Genomic DNA, 18,461 nt, shown 5'->3' with positions numbered 1-18,461 from the left:
TGATCTGTCAAGAGAAGGATTTTGGAAATTTTATTGAGATTATTCGATTCAGCCTATTTTTGGATGGCTTCAGAATTTAAAGATGATCATAACCAGATTGGATCGAGACAATTGGTTTTATTATCTCTTTCTGAAACCCTGTACATAATTATTCCAATCGTACTATTGATGCATTATTTTCTTTCTGCTGAAATAAGAGAGGTTATAAAACCTTATGGAAAAGCTATAACAGCTTTGGTTTACTTTGGTCTTATAATAGTAAATAGGAGGAAATATCTGAAACAAATAAAGGCTAACGAAGAAATTGTTAAGTTCAAATCCTCTGTATTCTATTATTTGCTTTTGCTTTTACCAATAATACTACTCGTAATAGTATTTTATCGTCCAGGGTTATAGGCCTCTTGTTGATTTTTTTCATCAAAATAAAAAATCACCAATCCCAAAACCATCAATCCAATTCCAGCCAAGCTTTCGATGGGTTTATCCCAAAAAATGTAAATAGAAATAGCTGTGCTAAAAATGATGTAAATATATTGAAGGTAAGGTTTGAAGGGAGTTTTGAAACCTGTAGTTTCTTTCACCTTAAGGGAAGAGTATACTGTGATCGTACCCATAACTTGCAGTACAAAGCCTGCATAGATCATCACCTGCTCAAAAGAACCTGTCAGGAATAAAACCAAACTTACCAAAGTATTCAATAGGATAGCCCTGACAGGAATATGGTTGGAATTCAGCTTTGCCAAAGGACTCCAAAATTTGAAATCTTTGGCCATTGCATACGTGATTCTTGGTCCAATCCATGCATATCCAGAAATGGTCGCGATCAATTGGAACCCGATCAGTATTCCTATCCATTTGCCCCAATCAAATCCTAATAAGTTGTGAAAAGCAATCTCTGCAATCTGTACTTGTCCCGACAGTTCATCGACACTTGCATGCTTTAAGACTATCCATTGAAATAAAACATAGAGAATCAATACCAGTGAAGTAGCTCCAATCAATGCCTTTGGGAGGTCTTTTTGAGGGTTTTTGATCTCCTCTAGAATATAGGCAGCAGAATTCCAGCCTGTATAAGCATAGAATACATAAATCAAGGATACAGAAAATCCGGGTAGCAAAACTTCCGATTTCCAAGAGTCCGAAAAATCAAATGCAGAATTTGATGCCGAGGGAGAATAAGCAAATCCCAATGCTATAAGGGCTATTAAAAAGGTGATTTTAAAAAGGGTAAATAAGTTTTGGAACTGTCCCGATCGATGGACTGAAACCATATGAACCAATGGGATCAAGACCAAAAAAGACAATCCTGGGAGAATTCCGGCATTAAGAATCGGGTTCAAGTAATCATTCATTGCCATTGCTGCAATGGCAATAGGAGCGGAGAAACCTACCGTTAGTGAAATCCAGGCATAGAGGTAGCCTATGGACGGGTGGAGTGTCCCTGATAGGAAAATATAATCGCCACCTGTTTTACGAAAGTAGGTCCCCAGTTCGGCATACACCAATGCCCCAATCAAGGCCATGATTCCTCCGACAATCCATAAAATCAGAATTGTCCAGGTATTCTGAACTTCCAGAAGCTGGAAACCCAAACTTGTGAATACTCCTGTGCCAATCATGTTGGCTACAACCAAGCTTCCAGCTGTGATCCAGGAGATTTTTTTCATTAGAGAGATTCCAATTCAACTTTTGAACTTCCTTCGCCGATTTTGACCGGATAAAACTCCGGTTGGATTCCAAATTTAGTTTGGTAGGCTTCTGAGAGTTCTTTTATAAAATCTTCGGATCGCGATTCCTCAATCAAATTGATCGTGCAGCCACCAAAACCGCCTCCCATCATTCTGGATCCCAGAATTCCTTCAAAATTCCGTGCAAAATCCACCATGAAATCCAATTCCGAACAACTTACTTCGTAGAGGTGTTGAAGCCCGTTATGTGAGCCATAAAGGAGTTTGCCAAGCTTGTGAAAATCCTGATTTTGTAGAGCTGATGCGGCATCATGAACTCTTTCGATTTCTTCCAAAACGAATTGAATTCTATTGAACTCGATCGGAGTTAAATGCTTTCTATATTCCTCTAAATTTTCCTTTTTCAAATCCCGGAAATTGATCTTTTTCCCTTTCCCAAGCTTTTGCAAGGCAGACTCACATTCTAATCTGCGGGTGTTATATTCAGAATCCGCGAGGCTGTGATGTACCAGACTATTCGCCAAAATCAAGGTGTATTGACCTAAATCACAGGGGAAATACTCAAAAGTCAGCGTATCGCAATCCAATTTGAAAACATGGTTTTCTTTGGAAAAAACTGAAGCAAATTGATCCATGATCCCGCAATTGACGCCTACATAATTGTTTTCAGCGGCTTGAGACAATTGTGCCAATTCAATACGGGAAAAACCCAAATTAAATTGATCATTGAGACCAAAGGCAACAGCGCACTCTAGGGAAGCAGAGGAGGAGAGTCCTGAACCAAAAGGAACATTTCCTTCCAAAACTGCATCAAATCCGGGAATTGTTGCTCCTTTTTTCAAAAACTCGTCGATCACTCCAATAATAAACTTAGCCCAGGAAGTAGTAATGCTGTTATAGTTTTCCAGCATAAAAGAAACCTGTTCCTGCTGATTGATGGAGTATATTCGGAATGAATCTGTCCCATTTTCCAAAAAGCAAAAAGTAGTTTCCTTATCGATGCCAGCTGGCATTACCCAGCCATTATTATAATCAATATGTTCTCCGATCAAATTGATCCTTCCAGGAGAACGGTATACTCGAGGGGTCTTTTGAAATCTTGAATGAAATTCTTCTACTGCCTTTAGGCTATAATTGGGGGTATTCATTGAAAATGATAAGGTTTGAGAAAAAGAACCTGAATATAGAGAATGTGTCAGAGAAAGTGTGAAAAAAGAAAGGCTGACTTGATTAAAGCCAGCCTTTAACTTAGAATTCTAAAAGATTAGTCTTTTTTTATTGCTTCAAATAAGTCGATGGGAGTGCTCTTAACCTTTTCTTCAAAGGCTTTCCAATCTCCATTGATAAACTCATTCAACACGGCATAGGCTTCATCAGCTGCTTGCTTGGCATGTTCCAAAAGACGCTTTTCTGTCGCTCCAGGAGCTTTGTAAGAAGATCTTACATAACCTCTTGGTGCAAATTGCATCGACATGGTAGTAGGGTATAGATTTCGAATGATGCCTTGACCTTCTCTAGTCGGGCCGTTAAAGGCTTCTTTTACCTTATCTAGCTTTTTCTTGATGTCCTTTGTAGCTTTTTGAAGCTCTTTTACTTCTTCAGTATCCACATCTTTGGTGATGCTTTCTACTTTTTGAATTGTTTTCTCCACATCTGACATCTGTTCAGTAGCCTTGCTCATTTCTGTCTGCATTGCTTCCATTTGTTTCATGAAATCATCCTTAGCTTTCAAGTCAGCCAAAGTAGTTTCGATTCTGGGGTCGCTAAATACATTGATACTCGTTTCAGCTTTTTGATCTCCGTAAACGAATTCAACTTTGTATGTTCCAGGCAGTGCATCATTTCCACTAGCTTCAAAGAATCCATTTCTTCTACCACGACTTCCACCAGATGTCTCAGCAGTAGATTTTCTGTCCAATCTCCAATTGATTCGATTGACACCCTTCTCAGGTACTGTTTTCAAAGTTCTGATCTGTTCTCCACTCGCATCATAAATATTTACCGTAACTGTGTCTAGTTTTTCTTTGTCATCATTGATGATAAAGCTCAATCTCCCTCCAGTATCTCTGTTTTCTCCTGCGTATTTTCCATCAGCAGGGAATCTTTCTCCTGATGGTTGTTGGATTTCAACCTGGTAAGCATCTGGTGCAGGTACAGCAGTGATTTTAGCTTCCGGAGCTTCACCATTGTTTGCTGCAAAAACTCGAAGGGGTCGGATATCATCCAATACCCACATAGAACGACCAAATGTACCAATCACCAAATCAGCTTCTCTTTCCTGAATAGTCATGTCGTAAGTAGAAACCGCCTTAGGATAGCCATGTTCCCATTTATTCCAGGTTTTAGCTTTATCGAATGAAACATAAAGACCGAACTCAGTTCCCAGGAATACCAAGTTTGGCTCTTCGGTATCTTGCTTGATGGATAGGGTATACCCCCAAACCTTAGAGTCATCCACGATTCGGGTAAAAGATTTTCCAAAATCCTTGCTATGGTAAGCATAAGGAGTAAAATCATTGTTTCTATAATTATTCGCGATCACCCAAACCTCACCAGCATCATATTTTGAAGCCTGAATTTGAGGAATCCAACTTGCCTCAGGTAGACCTGGAAGCTTAGAGGCTACATTTTTCCAGGTTTCCCCTCCATCTTCAGTGAATTGAAGATTGCCATCGTCTGTTCCAACCCAAATGATATCCGGATCAATAGGACTTGGAGCTATCGCGATAATTGTAGTATGGTTTTCAGCGCCTGTGATGTCAAAAGTAAGACCTCCTGTTTGTTGTTGTCTTTGTTTCGTAGAATCATTGGTCGTCAGATCGGGAGAAATGATTTCCCAAGTTTCACCACTGTCAGTTGATTTGTGAAGAAACTGTGATCCGTAATAGAGTGTATTTGCATCATGTGGATCTTGTGCAATGGCTGCATTCCAGTTGAATCGAAGGAAAACGTCCTTGTCAGGATGGGTTGGTTTGATATTTCTATTATGACCTGTCGCCTTATCAAATCGGGAAAGATTTCCAGCCTGAGACATCGTATATCCATAACGGGAATCGGCAGGGTGAGAAACTACATCGAAACCATCACCAAATGAAACTTCTTGCCAGTAACTATTTCGAATTCCGTCTCTTCTCCAAACATAAGCTGGTCCAGTCCAGGAACCATTATCCTGCATTCCTCCATAGATATTATAAGGGAGTTCATTGTCAACATTCACATGGTAAAACTGACCAACCGGCAATTTTTCTGCGAAATACCAAGTTTTCCCTCCATCTCTGGAAATATTCAAACCACCGTCATTTCCATCAATCAATAATTTTGGATTGAATGGATTTACATAAAATGCGTGGTGATCTGGGTGAACTCCAGCATATTGGAGTATTTGTTGGAATGACTTTCCTCCATCTTCAGACATACCTACTCTTGAATAAAGGGTATACAGTCTGTTTTCATTTTGTGGATCTGCATGGATTTCAAAATAGTAAAAAGGTCTGTCGCCAATGTCACCACCTGCATTGACCATAGAGAATTTTTCTCCTCCATCCTCAGAAACATACAATGCATTTTTACTGGATTCCACCAGTGCATAAACTTTATCACTTTTGGCAGCGGAAATGGTTAATCCCATTCTTCCCAAATTACCTTTTGGAAGACCATTGGTTTCATCTAGTTTTTTCCAATTGTCTCCACCGTCATAAGTAACATACAATCCACTGGATTCACCTCCAGATTCAAAGAACCACGGATAACGTCTATGCTGCCACATATTGACAAACAGTTTGTTTGGGTTGTTGGGATCCATAATCATTTCCCCAACACCGGTTTTGGTATCTATGTATAAGATTTTCTCCCATGTCTTTCCACCGTCAGTTGTTTTGTATAGTCCACGATCTTCCTGCTCTCCCCAAGGGGAACCGATTGCCCCAACATAAACGGTATTGGGATCCTCAGGGTGAACGATAATTCTGTGGATAGCTCTGGTATTTTCCAAGCCCATCAATTCCCAAGTTTTTCCAGCATCCAAGGAACGATAAACTCCATATCCCAAACTCAAAGAGTTTCTTGGGTTTCCTTCACCTGTTCCAACCCAGATGACATTTGGGTTTTTCTGGTAAATAGAAATGGCTCCAATAGAGTGAACTTTTTGATCATCAAAAATGGGCTCCCAATTGATTCCCCCTGAGGTTGATTTCCATAAACCTCCTGAGGCAGAACCAGCATAAATAATAGAAGGATCCGCATCCACCGCATCAATGGCTGTGATTCTTCCACTCATGCCAGATGGGCCTACATTTCTGGTTTTCATAGACTTGAATAAGTCCATGTCGACTTGCTGAGAATGAGCAGAAAAGCCCAAAAGCACCAACAAGATCAGTGAGTAGATTTTTTTCATAAGAGTGTGATTGACATTTATGCTCTGAAACTACAGGATTTCTTTAAAGTGAGGGGTCTTTTTTATGGGAATGGATAAGAAAATCCGTAAAAAGTCAAGATTCTGGTTTTCTTAAAATTTGACCGATGGTTTGTCAAGGCAGGTCATTTTGGCTTTCTTTGGCAAAAAAAATAAATACCTATGTTGAGTCAGTATTTAAAGCCTGTTGCAGGGCTTTTTCTTTGTCTGATCGATGCAAATTTTGCATCAGCTCAGACTGGTAGATTCCAGCAGTCCGTGAATTATCAAATGGATGTTTCCATGGATGTCAAAACAAACAAGTACACTGGTACTCAGTTGTTGACTTATACCAATAATTCTCCTGATACGTTGGACAAGGTGTTCTATCACCTCTATTATAATGCATTCCAACCTGGAAGTATGATGGATGTTCGTTCTAGAACCATCGCTGATCCAGATAGAAGAGTAGGTGATAGAATTTCCAATTTGGGGCCAGATGAGATTGGCTATATGCATGTCAAATCTTTGACTCAAAATGGAAGTGACGTCCAGTTTATGGAACAAGGAACAATCCTAGAAGTAAAATTGGATGAGCCAATTCTTCCTCATACTTCAGCGTCATTTGCAATGGAGTTTGAAGGTCAAGTGCCTGTACAAATTAGAAGGTCAGGAAGAGATTCTCAAGATGGAGTGCGCTATTCTATGTCTCAGTGGTATCCTAAGATGGCTAACTATGATGAGCAAGGATGGCATGCAAATCCTTATATCGGAAGAGAGTTTTATGGAATTTGGGGTGATTTCGATGTGAAAATCACAATTGATAAGACCTATACACTGGGTGGTACAGGGTATGTTCAAAATCCAAATGAAATCGGTCATGGGTATGAAGATGAAGGAGTTTCAGTACAAGCTCCTGCTGGAAATACCTTGACTTGGCATTTCAAAGCTCCAATGGTTCACGACTTTATGTGGGCTGCTGATCCGAATTATCAACATGATAAAATCCAGATGGACAATGGAATCACCGTTCACCATTTGTTTGTTCCCAGTGAAGAGACTTCCAAAAATTGGGATTTGCTAAAAGAGTATACACCAAAGGCTATCGAATTTATGTCTGAGCACTTTGGACAATATCCTTACAAGCAGTTTTCAGTAATTCAAGGAGGAGATGGAGGAATGGAATATCCTATGTCTACTTTGGTGACTGGAGGTAGAAGTCTTGCTGGTCTTGTAGGTGTAATGGCTCATGAGTTGGCCCACAGCTGGTATCAAGGTGTCTTAGGAACTAACGAGTCTCTTTATCCTTGGATGGATGAAGGATTTACGAGCTACGCTTCAAGTTTGACAATGGCTAGTATTTTCCCTCGGGAAAATCAAAATTCAAACGTTCATTTTGGGAGCTATAGAGGCTATTTCAGCTTGGCTAAGTCAGGTTTGGAAGAACCAATGTCAACTCATTCTGACCATTATCACACCAATAGAGCTTATAGCTCTGCAGCATATTCTAAGGGAGCTGTTTTCATGGCTCAAATGGGGTATATCATTGGCGATGAGGTTAGAGATAGAGGCTTATTGAGATATTTCAATACTTGGAAATTCAAGAGCCCTAATGTGAATGATGTGGTGAGAATCATGGAAAAGGAGAGTGGGATTGAGCTTGACTGGTATAAAGAATACTGGGTTTATTCAACCAAAACCATCGATTATGCAATTGGAGAAGTACATCCAAGTGGCGATCAAACTACTATTTCTTTGAAAAGAATTGGTTTGATGCCAATGCCTGTAGATGTGGTAATTACATACAAGGATGGAAGCAAAGAATTGGTATACCTACCTCTTGTGATTATGAGAGGTGAAAAAGCTGAAGAAGCTGGAATGCCTAAAAGAATCATGACTCAAGATTGGCCTTGGGTAAATCTTGAGAAGACAATTGTATTGGATAGAAAAATGGAAACAATCAAGTCCATTGAAATCGATCCAAGTAAGCGATTGGCTGATGTCAATGAAGAAAATAACAAAGTGGAGTATTAAGACTCCACTTTTAATCTAAGGACAAAAAAAAGGTGGCTGAAAGCCACCTTTTTTAATTTTCGTTGGATCAACCAGCGTTTTTCTTATCCTGTACTTCTTTACGGATATCTTGCGCAATGTTTTTAAGGTCTTGCATTCCTTTTCTTACTCTCGTACCAGCGGCTTGATTTCCTTTTTCATAGAACTTTACGAAATCTTCCTCTAGTCCCAATACAAGATCTTTAACTTCACTAAATCTGCTCATAGTAAAAGTGCGTTTTTTAGGTTGATGATAAGTTTATTTTGATCCAATATAGCCCAAATACTTGCTAATTCAATCCTGAGGGCCTTTTTTTTGGATTTTTTTTTATTCGCCAAAGGCTACTGCCAATTCTGAATTTCTGTATTGACCAGAGGTCAACTTATCTTTCACGGCAGCAAAAGCTGTCAAGGTTTCTTGAACATCTTCTAAGGTGTGAACAGCAGTTGGGATTAAACGCAAGATAATCATGCCTTTAGGTACCACTGGGTAAATCACTACTGAACAGAAAATGTTATAGTTCTCTCTCAAATCGTGAGAAAGTGCCGCGGCTTCACCTACAGTTCCATTCAATACAACTGGGGTAACAGGGGAGTTGGAGGCACCCGTGCTAAAACCGTTTTCATGAAGGCCATTTCTCAGTGCATTCACGATTTTCCACAGGTTGTCCTTTAATTCTGGTTGTGTTTTCAATAGCTCCAAACGCTTCAATGCACCTTCTACTAATAGCATCGGTAGTGATTTAGCGAAGATTTGAGAACGCATGTTGAATCTTAAATAGTGAACTACTTTCTCATCACCTGCGATAAATGCTCCGATAGAAGCCATTGATTTTGCAAAAGTAGAGAAGTACAAATCCACCTCTTTGGTTACGCCTTGCTCTTCAGCAGTACCAGCGCCAGTTTTTCCCAAGGTACCAAAACCATGCGCATCATCAACCAAAAGACGGAATTCGAATTTCTCTTTCAAATCACAGATCTCTTTCAACTTTCCTTGGTCACCTGTCATACCGAATACACCTTCAGTAATCACAAGGATACCTCCTCCAGTTTCGGCTGCCAATTTGGTGGCTCTTTCCAACTGCTTTTCGCAATTTTCAATATCATTATGAGGGAAAACGTATCTCTTACCCATGTGCATGCGAAGTGCATCAATGATACAAGCATGACATTCTGAGTCGTAAACTACTACGTCTTTTCTATCCAATAGCGCATCGATCACAGACATGATCCCCTGATATCCATAGTTCAACAAGTAAGCTTTCTCTTTGCCTACAAATTCAGCTAGTTCATCTTCCAACTTCTCATGAAGGGATGTTTGTCCAGTCATCATTCTGGCTCCCATCGGATATGCTGCTCCCCATTTTGCTGCTGCTTCTGCATCAGTCTTTCTTACTTCTGGGTGATTGGCGAGACCTAGATAGTTGTTCAATGACCAAGTCAACACTTCTCTTCCCTGAAACTGCATACGAGGAGAGATTTCTCCCTCGAGTTTAGGGAACATATAATATCCATCGGAATACTGAGAGTGTTTGCCCAAGGGGCCTAGGTTCGTGTGGAGTTTTGCAAATAGATCCAAAGCTTAATGAATTTAAGTGAATGCGATTTTCGAAAATTAGTATTTGAAAATCCGCCAAAAATAAAACTTTAATGGCTACCAAGCAAAAAACAGAAGGAAGGATGATGCTTCTTTCCCAATCCTCAGAATATTTTCCTTACTTAGAGCAGTACAAATTAAAAACCCAAAAGAAACGCTAGAGGATGGCAAAAATCAACAAACTTTTAATAGCCAACAGAGGTGAAATTGCTCTTAGAATCATGAGGTCTGCTAAAGAGCTTGGAATCAGCACCGTTGCAGTTTATTCAGAGGCAGACCGATTATCTCCCCATGTTAAATTTGCAGATGAAGCAGTTTGTTTGGGACCACCGCCTTCGAATCAATCTTATTTGTTGGGGGATAAAATCATTAAAGTTTGTAAAGATTTAAATGTAGATGCTATTCATCCAGGTTATGGATTTCTTTCTGAGAATGCAGATTTTTCCAAGAAAGTAACAGATGCTGGGTTGATTTTCGTTGGTCCATCTCCCCATGCCATCGAGGTAATGGGTAGTAAATTGGCTGCGAAACAGGCCGTTTCTCAATATGATATTCCTCTGGTTCCGGGAACAGAAGAAGCGATTTCAGACATTGATGCAGCAAAGAAAAAAGCGGAAGAAATCGGATATCCTATTCTCATCAAAGCCAGTGCTGGTGGAGGAGGAAAGGGAATGCGGATCGTTGAATCCGAGGCTGAATTCGAAGAGCAAATGCAACGAGCAGTTTCTGAAGCTCAGTCAGCATTCGGAGATGGGGCGGTTTTTATCGAGAAATTCATCACTTCTCCTCGTCATATTGAAATCCAGATTTTGGGAGACCAGCATGGGAATACCGTTTATCTGTTTGAAAGAGAATGTTCCATCCAAAGAAGACATCAAAAAGTCATTGAAGAAGCTCCGTCAGCTGTAGTAAGTCCAGAAATGCGAAAAGCAATGGGAGAGGCTGCAGTGGGAGTTGCAAAAGCCTGTGATTATTATGGTGCTGGTACTGTGGAGTTTATCGTAGATGGCAAGCTGAATTTCTATTTCTTAGAAATGAATACCCGTCTTCAGGTAGAACATCCAGTCACTGAAATGATCACTGGCAAAGACTTGGTGAAAGAACAGATTTGGGTGGCTGAAGGGAAAGCGTTGAGCTTTTCACAGGATGATTTGAAAATCAATGGACACTCTTTAGAAGTTCGTGTATATGCAGAAGATCCTCGTACCAATTTCCTTCCAGACATTGGACGTTTGATTACCTATAGAAGGCCACAAGGGCCTGGAATTCGAGTGGACGATGGCTTTGAAGAAGGAATGGATATTCCGATATACTATGACCCAATGATTGCCAAATTGATCACTCATGCAGAATCGCGTGAAGACGCAATCAATAGAATGCTTCGAGCAATCGATGATTATGAGATAACAGGGATTCAAACGACATTGGATTTTTGTCGTTTTGCCTTAAAACACAAAGCTTTCACCAGTGGGAATTTTGATACCAAGTTTGTTGAAAAGTATTTTAAGCCTGAAGTATTGGATCAGAGTCTTTCAGAAGAGGAAGAGTCGCTTTTAGCAGTTTTAGCTGTGGAGTTTTTTCATTCTCAAAAAGGAAAGAAAACCGGTTCTGTTTCAACTGCTACGGCCTCAACTTCTGGAGCTTGGAGAAATCGATTGAAATAGATGGCGGAAATATTACCCCTAAAAGCATGGAGATATGCTGATCATCTAAGCCCTGAGATTGAGGAATTGACAGCTCCGCTTTTTGATGTGGTTTCTGAAAAGCAGAGAGAAAAGCTCTATGAAAATCCTTTGAATAGCATTCATTTATCAGTTCCTCAAGGATTGAGACCAAGTCAGGAAGCTAAATTGACTCTAAGTCAATGGAAGGAAAAGGGAATCATTCAACAAGATTTAATCCCAGGGATTTATGTGTATTATCAATATTTCAGACTACCGGGAGAGCAGAAGGAGCGATGTAGAAAAGGTTTTATTATTCAGGTCAAAGCGTATGATTGGCAGGAAAAGCAAATTCTGAGACACGAGAATACGATTGTTTCAGCTATCAATGATCGGATAGAACTCTTAAAAGCCGCTCAGATTCAAGCAAGTCCGACTCATGGATTGTATGAAGATCCAAGTTTTGTATTGGAGTCTTTGATGGATGTAGCCATAGATTCACCAATTTATGAATTAGAAGATTATCAAGGTGTCAGGGAGGTTTTGGCAGTGATCCATGATGCAAAAGTGATAAGCAAGTTTGTTGACTTTATAGCATCCAAACAATTGATTTTGGCGGATGGCCACCATCGTTTGGAAGGTGCTATTGCCTATAAACATGCGATGGAAGGTCAATTTCCGGATGAAAAATGGCAAGCCCATGAATATCATTTGATGTATTTGACCAATGCACTTGGAAAAGATTTGAAGATTCTACCTACCCATCGACTTTTCTATGGTTTAGAAATGGGAAAGGAGGAGTTTCTTGAGAAACTTCGGTGTTGGTTTGATGTGAAGAAATTTAATGATCCTGACGAATTGGGCTCTTATGCATTTCATGTTTCAAAAACCTATGGGTTGGTAATCGGAGACGAATCCTATTTTATAAAACTCAAAGAAGAAAAGTTCCAGGAATTAAACTTGAAAATACCTGAAGTCCTTCAAGAATTGGATTTGGTAGCATTGCATGAAGTTTTGTTTCATCAGATATTAGGTCTAACGCTGGAAGGTCAAAGGAATAGCGGAAATATAGCCTATGAGAGGAATTTTTCCAGATGTATACAGGAAGTTCGTTCTCAAAAGGCGACCTTTGCAATCATCACTCGCGAGCTTCAAATTGAGCAGGTTTTGAAGGTTTGTCATTCCGGACATTTAATGCCTCAAAAATCTACTTATTTCTATCCAAAAGCATTAGGTGGATTGCTTTTTGCGAGTGTCAATCAAGAAGAATTTAACTACCCTTATGACGCCTTTTTTAACCAAACTGAAGGATAAAAAACTAATTTTAGCATCCAATTCTCCTCGAAGACAAGAGCTATTGAAAGGATTGGAATTGGAGTTTACAGTTAAAGTAAATTCTGTAGATGAAACTATTCCAAGTGATATTCCAGCAGATTATGTTGCTGCCTATTTATCCAAATTGAAGGCGGAGTCTTTCCCTGATGAATTGCAGGAAAATGAAATCCTAATCACTTCTGATACTGTAGTAGTACAGAATGGACATGTTTTGGGTAAGCCAAATAATGAGGATGAGGCTTTTGATATGATCAAAAGTTTGTCAGGAGCAACCCACAAAGTAATGACTGCTGTGACCATCATGGATCGTCTGAAAAGAATCACCTTAGAAGATGAAACCAAAGTGACTTTCCGATTTCTAGAGGAAGAAGAGATTTGGCACTATATCCGTGAATACAAGCCATTTGACAAAGCAGGATCTTATGGAATCCAGGAGTGGATTGGTTTTATCGGCGTATCTACCATTGAAGGTTCTTACTACAATGTGATGGGATTCCCACTTCACTTGGTTTATGAGCAATTGAAAAAGTGGTAAGCTTACTGCTTCAGTAATTGCTCCAAACTTACTCGTAAAATCTGCCCCATAGTTTGGCAAGACATAAACTTCTGGTTTTTATAATGTCTTGCCAGCTCTTTTCTCAAAGAATCAATATTTTCTGAGGGGGCAATTTGGTCCTGATCCATGGCATCCAAAATCCCTTGAATCTCATCATGTGAGGATCTGACTCGAGTGGCAATTAAGGCTCTTTCTTCACGCTGATATTGACGCATAGATTCGGGAGTGATGTGTTTCATTCCCAATTGAATTAATACATTGTTTTCTTTGAAAAACTGAGGAAGGTAGATGGATCTTTTTCCTTCATAGCTCTGCTGATCAAAGTCGATTGCACGAATCCGATAATGGGTTTCCTCAAAATCTGGAGTCACATCTATCACAAAGTTGGAAGAATGCATGTCTCCCAATAATCGAACAAAGCATCTCTCATTGAATTTGACGAACTCTTTTGCCAAACGAATTGGGTTCAGGTGTGGGTCAGACATGTGAAGCCGCATGAATTTATCACCTGGAATCCCCGCAATATGTTCTTCAATCAAGGTGTTTTGATGAACCAGATAACTGATTCGATTGGGAGAAAGAAGGTGCTCCAGTTCCAATCCATAAACCCGCGAAGCATCGGCGTTTTTGATGTAAAAATAATCAAAGTTATCGTTGATTCTATTTACAATCCGAACACGAAAGGGTTGGGTATTTCCATAAATGCACAAGTCAATTCGATCCACATACAAGTGCTCCATCACACTCATATCGCCTCCTGCTTTTAGAATGGCATAGATTCTTTTGACATTCAAGTGTATTTCTTCCCGGTCTGATTGATCATAAAAAACAGTCTCCCAAAAAGTGTCTTGTTCCTTGGAATCATATAGTGCAACCGAATTACTATAGCGAAGCAATTCATGATAATGGATAGGAATATCGACTTCTCGCGAATTTTCAACGAGATATTTTCTCAGCGCAGAACTGATGGGGTAGACTTTTTTCTTTTTACTGATCAGAGCCATTTTAGAAATCTACATGTTGGCTTTTCTTCAGGTTTCTATCAAAGATAAAAGGGCCAAAAGGCAATACTGAAGCAATCAATGCAAACAAGGTTCTGCTAAAATCCCACTTAAGTTTAGAAGCTGTCGGGAAAACGGTGTAGATGTAAAGGATGAATAAAACTCCATGTATCCAGCCCATATAGGTGACTGCGATTGGCATATCAAACATGTATTTCAAAGGCATTGCAATGAATAACAAAATAAGGAAGGAAGCACCTTCTATTAAACTGATCCACTTGAATCGTTTGGCCCAGGTATGTTGTTCAGGGGTCATGGTATTTGATTATCAGATATTAAATAGCGTTTTCAAGGTCGTCCAAAGTTTCCTTTTCAGATTACTGTCTTCAAAAATTGAAGTCAAAGAATCCGCAAAAAGGTACTCTGTTTCGTTTTCTGCATGGATATGATAATCCAATATCGGGAAGGCATTGATTGGATGTTTTATCCTTCCAAATTTAAGAACTACATGAGCATTGATTGCATGGAATTCGTCCAAGCTTCTTCCTTCCAATTCCTTCGAGTTCAATAATCCAACTTCACTCATGGAATGCCCAACTGCCTGAAGAATTTTGACCAGCATATCCATGATTTCAGCATTTAACGATTCCTCCTCATGAAGGATCAAAATGCCTTTTTCGAATTTGCCTCGAACTTGAATTGGCTCTAACTCTACCTCAGGAGCAGTTTCTTGCTTGGTTTCAATTTTTGTCAATCCAGGAGAAGTGGGTTCTTGAACCTGGTTCAGATTAGGATTTTCAGCTTGAAATCCTGATTCTTTTGCCAAAGAATCCTTATCCTCATCAAATAAAAAAATATCCTCATTGAGAATATATTTCAGTTCACCCAACGTGCTTTTATCCATGCCTGAAAATTGCCTAAAAATTCCTCTTAAGCCAAAAAAAGGGAAGACTTTATGTCCTCCCTTCTAATTATTTTGTGATATCCATGTTGAAAATTGACTTCAGCTCCACGGCATCTTCTGGTTTCATTCTTTTTGCCAAAACCAATCGAAGTTGTCTTCTTCTTAAAGCTCCATCGTACAATTCTTTTTCTTCTTCGGTTTCTGGAACTGCCTCAGGGATTTCTATTGGTTTTCCGTTCTGATCCACTGCTACGAAAGTGAAAAATGCTCTGTGAGTGATTGTCTTTTTACTTGCAGGAATGTCTTCTGCAGTCACCTCGATAAAAACCTCCATAGAGGAATTGAAAGCCCGGGTTACTTTGGCATGAAGAGTGACCACATTTCCCAAAGAAATGGGTTGCTTGAAAGAAATGCTATCTGCTGAAGCTGTTACAACGATCCTATTTGAATGCTTTTGAGCAGCGATTGCAGCCACGACATCAAGCCAGTGCATCAATCGGCCTCCCATCAAGTTGTTCAAGGTATTGGTATCATTTGGGAGAACCATCTCCGTCATGATCGTTGCAGATTCTTTTACAAATTTCTTCTTTGCCATATTGTTGATTTTGAACAAAAATAGAAATAAAATTTTTCTAAACTTGACTTACATCGTTTTTGTCAAAATTTTATTCTGAAAAACATGAAAAAGGTTTGGAGAGAAGGTTTATTTCCAGCCGTCTTTACCCAATAGCGGTACAAATGCGAAATTATCGTATTCCTCTCTTTCCAATTTTCCTCCTGCTTTTTTGGTGATTTTCACCATGCTCTGCCTTTTTCTATCTCCGACGGGAATTACCAAAACCCCACCAGTTTTCAATTGCTGAATCAAAGCCTCAGGAATAATCGGAGCTCCGGCAGTTACCAAAATCTTATCATAAGGAGCATGTGCGGGTAAACCTCCTGTGCCATCTCCGTAGAACAAATTCATTTCTATGCCCAGTCTTTTAAGAAACTTGGATGTTCCTTCGAAAAGCTTCTTCTGGTATTCTATTGTATAGACTTCAGCGCCTAAAAGATGCAAAATACTTCCTTGATAACCTGATCCGGTACCTATTTCTAAAACCTTATCTCCCGGATGGATATCCAACAATTGGGTCTGGAAAGCTACAGTGTAGGGTTGTGAAATCGTTTGACCTTCACCGATAGGAAAGGCCTTGTCTTCATAGGCATGGGAAATCAGTGCTGAATCAAAGAAGAAATGTCGCGGAAGGGTGTTAATAGCATCCAAAACCTTTTGGCTGTGGATTCCTTTGCTTTTGAGTTCGGCAACTAGGGCTTTTCTTTTTCCCTTGTGTAAGTAAGTGTCTTCGAGTTTAAGGAGTGGCATTAGAAATTGAATTTCGATCGAAGATAACCGATATTTTGGCTTAATTTGAAACTGAAAAGGGCAATTTTTGCTTATCCTTTGAAAGCCAGTAGAAAGCAAATTTTATGTTTACAGGAATAATTGAAGGTTTTGGAACAATCCAAAATATCACCCAAGAGGGAAGTAATTTTCATTTTGATTTAGAATCCAGTTTGGCTGGAGAATTAAAAATAGACCAATCCTTGGCCCATGATGGAGTTTGTTTGACGGTCGTAAGAACCAGTCCAGAATCTTATAGGGTAACTGCCATTGATGAAACTATCCAAAAGACCAATTTATCGGGTTGGAAAGTAGGGAAGAAGGTGAATTTAGAAAGGTGCATGCCTGCAAACGGAAGGTTTGATGGTCATATCGTTCAGGGACATGTAGATCAAACAGGTGTGGTCAAATCCATTCGCGATGAGGACGGTTCTTGGCTTTTTGACATTGAATTTGACCCTGCATCAGGAAATGTGACTGTCGAAAAAGGCTCCATTACGATCAACGGCACGAGTTTAACCTGCTTTAATTCCAAAAATGGAAAATTCTCAGTTGCGATTATTCCTTATACCTTTGAGCATACCAATTTCCACCAATTACAGGTTGGGGATACTGTCAATTTGGAGTTTGACATTGTAGGGAAATATATTCAGAGAATCATTCGGGGGTATCCAAATGCCTGATTTAAAAAGGGGCTAAAGCAAAAAAGCGACAAATAAAGATTTGCCGCTTTTTTTATGATTGATTGGAGTTTATTTCAAGCTTATGTTTTTGTTTTCAGGATCTTTGACCAATCTAAACCCAACATTGGATGTGCCTGAATCAAAGGCTTGCCCTTGCCTTGCGGAGGGTCTATAATTCACACAATAATTGGCTGCGCAAAGGAAAGAGCCTCCTTTGATTACCCGCTCTTGTGCGAAAGGATTATCTGGATTATAGCAGGGGTTCATATTTGCATCCAGTTTTGGAGCTTGACCTGCCAATCTTGCAAATTTCAAAGCATCATACCAGTCACTGGTCAATTCCCAGACATTGCCGATCATGTCATACAATCCGAATGTATTGGGTGCAAATGATTTTACTGGACTAGTTCCTATAAATCCATCTTCCCCCAAGTTCTCGTTAGGAAAATTACCTTGGAAAGTATTGGCTAAATACTGTCCATTTGGAGTCAACTCATCTCCCCAAGCGAATCTTTTCCCATTCATTCCACCACGAGCTGCAAATTCCCATTCGATTTCTGTCGGAAGTCTTTTTCCTGACCAATCTGCGTAAGCTAAGGCATCCTCATATGAAATATGAACTACAGGATGGTTTTCTTTTCCAGTCAAATCAGTTTCAGGACCGCCTGGATTTCTCCAAGAAGCGCCATTTACCCAAGACCACCAAAGTGAAATGTCTTGAAGTGGAACTTGATAGGGAGGAGGAGTAAATACCATGGAACCAGGTACCAAAACAGAATCATCTGGCTTCGGCGTACCAGGAGGTAATTGTTTTTTCAACTCCTCCCAATCAATTGGTCTTTCAGCTACAGTCACATATCCTGTTTCTTCAACAAATTTGGCGAATTCAGCATTGGTGACTTCATGTGTATCCATCCAAAATCCTTCTACCTGAAGATCTACTGCAGGTTTTTCAGCTTCATAAGCATCCGCTTCATTGGTACCCATTGTGAATTGTCCTCCTGGAATCCAAACCATACCATCAGGTTGGTTATCCGGCTTAGGGGTAGCAGCAACAGTTAATTTTTCTTCATTGGAAACAGACTCCTTCTTTTGATCACATGAATAAGTTGAGATCAAGAGTGCTGCCCCCAAAAGAATATGAATATTTTTTGTGTTATGCATCATTGATAGTTTTCAATACGAAAATTAAGAAGAATCCTCAAGAAAT

Annotated in this window: 17 protein-coding genes; 6 read left to right on the top strand and 11 right to left on the bottom strand. The window is 39.7% G+C overall.

The window, feature by feature from the left end:
- The first annotated feature begins 63 nt into the window (after positions 1 to 63).
- Positions 64 to 396 (top strand): hypothetical protein, encoded by a 333-nt coding sequence (locus tag O0V13_RS06210; protein WP_268034130.1) that lies wholly within the window; start codon positions 64 to 66, stop codon positions 394 to 396.
- Here the strand turns inward: O0V13_RS06210 and O0V13_RS06205 are convergent.
- The 3 genes from O0V13_RS06205 to O0V13_RS06195 all read right to left on the bottom strand — a co-directional run bounded on the left by O0V13_RS06205 (position 378) and on the right by O0V13_RS06195 (position 6,081).
- Positions 378 to 1,667 (bottom strand): APC family permease, encoded by a 1,290-nt coding sequence (locus O0V13_RS06205; protein WP_268034129.1) that lies wholly within the window; start codon positions 1,665 to 1,667, stop codon positions 378 to 380. The two genes, O0V13_RS06210 and O0V13_RS06205, sit on opposite strands and share 19 nt — an antisense overlap.
- Complete coding sequence (galK, locus tag O0V13_RS06200) at positions 1,667 to 2,836, bottom strand: galactokinase (RefSeq protein WP_268034128.1); 1,170 nt, start codon at positions 2,834 to 2,836, stop codon at positions 1,667 to 1,669. The genes O0V13_RS06205 and galK overlap by 1 nt, the downstream gene beginning before the upstream one ends.
- Positions 2,837 to 2,952: 116 nt before the next feature.
- Positions 2,953 to 6,081 carry a VPS10 domain-containing protein gene (locus O0V13_RS06195; RefSeq protein ID WP_268034127.1) on the bottom strand — a complete coding sequence of 1,043 codons (3,129 nt, stop codon included), beginning with the start codon at positions 6,079 to 6,081 and terminating at the stop codon, positions 2,953 to 2,955.
- 180 nt (positions 6,082 to 6,261) lie between these two features.
- Here O0V13_RS06195 and O0V13_RS06190 point away from each other — a divergent pair, with 180 nt between their 5' ends.
- A complete protein-coding gene (locus O0V13_RS06190) occupies positions 6,262 to 8,112 on the top strand; it encodes a M1 family metallopeptidase (protein ID WP_268034126.1) in 1,851 nt (616 codons plus the stop codon).
- Positions 8,113 to 8,179: 67 nt separating this feature from the next.
- Here O0V13_RS06190 and O0V13_RS06185 read toward each other — a convergent pair whose 3' ends face one another.
- On the bottom strand, positions 8,180 to 8,356 hold the full coding sequence (locus tag O0V13_RS06185) for a histone H1 (protein ID WP_073570037.1): 177 nt from the start codon (positions 8,354 to 8,356) through the stop codon (positions 8,180 to 8,182).
- A gap of 102 nt (positions 8,357 to 8,458) precedes the next feature.
- Positions 8,459 to 9,709 carry an aminotransferase class I/II-fold pyridoxal phosphate-dependent enzyme gene (locus O0V13_RS06180; RefSeq protein WP_073570038.1) on the bottom strand — a complete coding sequence of 417 codons (1,251 nt, stop codon included), beginning with the start codon at positions 9,707 to 9,709 and terminating at the stop codon, positions 8,459 to 8,461.
- 182 nt (positions 9,710 to 9,891) lie between these two features.
- Between O0V13_RS06180 and O0V13_RS06175 the strand changes: the two genes are divergently transcribed.
- From O0V13_RS06175 to O0V13_RS06165, 3 genes are read left to right on the top strand one after another with little or no spacing between them, the layout of a single operon-like run.
- Positions 9,892 to 11,391 carry an acetyl-CoA carboxylase biotin carboxylase subunit gene (locus O0V13_RS06175; RefSeq protein WP_268034125.1) on the top strand — a complete coding sequence of 500 codons (1,500 nt, stop codon included), beginning with the start codon at positions 9,892 to 9,894 and terminating at the stop codon, positions 11,389 to 11,391.
- Positions 11,392 to 12,702, top strand: coding sequence for a DUF1015 domain-containing protein (locus O0V13_RS06170; protein WP_268034124.1), 1,311 nt, complete (start codon positions 11,392 to 11,394; stop codon positions 12,700 to 12,702). It abuts the gene before it with no gap.
- Positions 12,671 to 13,258: a Maf family nucleotide pyrophosphatase gene (locus tag O0V13_RS06165; RefSeq protein ID WP_268034122.1), complete on the top strand. Its 588-nt coding sequence runs from the start codon at positions 12,671 to 12,673 to the stop codon at positions 13,256 to 13,258. Before O0V13_RS06170 ends, O0V13_RS06165 begins: the two co-directional genes overlap by 32 nt.
- Before the next feature lie 2 nt (positions 13,259 to 13,260).
- Here O0V13_RS06165 and O0V13_RS06160 read toward each other — a convergent pair whose 3' ends face one another.
- The 5 genes from O0V13_RS06160 to O0V13_RS06140 all read right to left on the bottom strand — a co-directional run bounded on the left by O0V13_RS06160 (position 13,261) and on the right by O0V13_RS06140 (position 16,550).
- The gene (locus tag O0V13_RS06160; protein ID WP_268034120.1) at positions 13,261 to 14,283 is read right to left on the bottom strand and encodes a hypothetical protein; all 1,023 of its coding nucleotides are present in this window, start codon (positions 14,281 to 14,283) and stop codon (positions 13,261 to 13,263) included.
- A gap of 1 nt (position 14,284) precedes the next feature.
- Positions 14,285 to 14,596 (bottom strand): DUF3817 domain-containing protein, encoded by a 312-nt coding sequence (locus O0V13_RS06155; protein WP_268034119.1) that lies wholly within the window; start codon positions 14,594 to 14,596, stop codon positions 14,285 to 14,287.
- A 12-nt stretch (positions 14,597 to 14,608) separates the two neighbouring features.
- Positions 14,609 to 15,184, bottom strand: a complete 576-nt coding sequence (locus O0V13_RS06150) for a hypothetical protein (RefSeq protein WP_268034118.1) — start codon at positions 15,182 to 15,184, stop codon at positions 14,609 to 14,611.
- A 67-nt stretch (positions 15,185 to 15,251) separates the two neighbouring features.
- Complete coding sequence (locus O0V13_RS06145; RefSeq protein WP_268034117.1) at positions 15,252 to 15,779, bottom strand: acyl-CoA thioesterase; 528 nt, start codon at positions 15,777 to 15,779, stop codon at positions 15,252 to 15,254.
- Between the two features lie 108 nt (positions 15,780 to 15,887).
- Positions 15,888 to 16,550 carry a protein-L-isoaspartate(D-aspartate) O-methyltransferase gene (locus O0V13_RS06140; protein WP_268034116.1) on the bottom strand — a complete coding sequence of 221 codons (663 nt, stop codon included), beginning with the start codon at positions 16,548 to 16,550 and terminating at the stop codon, positions 15,888 to 15,890.
- 104 nt (positions 16,551 to 16,654) lie between these two features.
- On the opposite strand from O0V13_RS06140, the gene O0V13_RS06135 reads away from it, so the two are divergent.
- A complete protein-coding gene (locus O0V13_RS06135) occupies positions 16,655 to 17,251 on the top strand; it encodes a riboflavin synthase (protein WP_268034115.1) in 597 nt (198 codons plus the stop codon).
- 69 nt (positions 17,252 to 17,320) lie between these two features.
- Here O0V13_RS06135 and O0V13_RS06130 read toward each other — a convergent pair whose 3' ends face one another.
- Entirely contained in the window at positions 17,321 to 18,418 is a 1,098-nt protein-coding gene (locus tag O0V13_RS06130; protein ID WP_268034114.1) for a formylglycine-generating enzyme family protein, read from the bottom strand.
- Positions 18,419 to 18,461: the final 43 nt, after the last annotated feature.

Origin of the sequence: Algoriphagus sp. PAP.12 (assembly GCF_026652115.1) — a bacterium.
Lineage (GTDB): Bacteria > Bacteroidota > Bacteroidia > Cytophagales > Cyclobacteriaceae > Algoriphagus.
Note: the sequence above shows the minus strand (reverse complement) of the source record. Positions and strands in the feature narration are given on the sequence as shown.

Bases quoted from the DNA above. Each gene is read 5' to 3' on its own strand.
- O0V13_RS06135 (WP_268034115.1), top strand. From the start codon at position 16,655: ATGTTTACAGGAATAATTGAAGGTTTTGGAACAATCCAAAATATCACC.
- O0V13_RS06170 (WP_268034124.1), top strand. From the start codon at position 11,392: ATGGCGGAAATATTACCCCTAAAAGCATGGAGATATGCTGATCATCTA.
- galK (WP_268034128.1), bottom strand. From the start codon at position 2,836: ATGAATACCCCCAATTATAGCCTAAAGGCAGTAGAAGAATTTCATTCA.
- O0V13_RS06150 (WP_268034118.1), bottom strand. From the start codon at position 15,184: ATGGATAAAAGCACGTTGGGTGAACTGAAATATATTCTCAATGAGGAT.
- O0V13_RS06190 (WP_268034126.1), top strand. From the start codon at position 6,262: ATGTTGAGTCAGTATTTAAAGCCTGTTGCAGGGCTTTTTCTTTGTCTG.
- O0V13_RS06145 (WP_268034117.1), bottom strand. From the start codon at position 15,779: ATGGCAAAGAAGAAATTTGTAAAAGAATCTGCAACGATCATGACGGAG.
- O0V13_RS06140 (WP_268034116.1), bottom strand. From the start codon at position 16,550: ATGCCACTCCTTAAACTCGAAGACACTTACTTACACAAGGGAAAAAGA.
- O0V13_RS06160 (WP_268034120.1), bottom strand. From the start codon at position 14,283: ATGGCTCTGATCAGTAAAAAGAAAAAAGTCTACCCCATCAGTTCTGCG.
- O0V13_RS06185 (WP_073570037.1), bottom strand. From the start codon at position 8,356: ATGAGCAGATTTAGTGAAGTTAAAGATCTTGTATTGGGACTAGAGGAA.
- O0V13_RS06165 (WP_268034122.1), top strand. From the start codon at position 12,671: ATGACGCCTTTTTTAACCAAACTGAAGGATAAAAAACTAATTTTAGCA.
- O0V13_RS06130 (WP_268034114.1), bottom strand. From the start codon at position 18,418: ATGATGCATAACACAAAAAATATTCATATTCTTTTGGGGGCAGCACTC.
- O0V13_RS06205 (WP_268034129.1), bottom strand. From the start codon at position 1,667: ATGAAAAAAATCTCCTGGATCACAGCTGGAAGCTTGGTTGTAGCCAAC.
- O0V13_RS06155 (WP_268034119.1), bottom strand. From the start codon at position 14,596: ATGACCCCTGAACAACATACCTGGGCCAAACGATTCAAGTGGATCAGT.
- O0V13_RS06195 (WP_268034127.1), bottom strand. From the start codon at position 6,081: ATGAAAAAAATCTACTCACTGATCTTGTTGGTGCTTTTGGGCTTTTCT.
- O0V13_RS06175 (WP_268034125.1), top strand. From the start codon at position 9,892: ATGGCAAAAATCAACAAACTTTTAATAGCCAACAGAGGTGAAATTGCT.
- O0V13_RS06210 (WP_268034130.1), top strand. From the start codon at position 64: ATGGCTTCAGAATTTAAAGATGATCATAACCAGATTGGATCGAGACAA.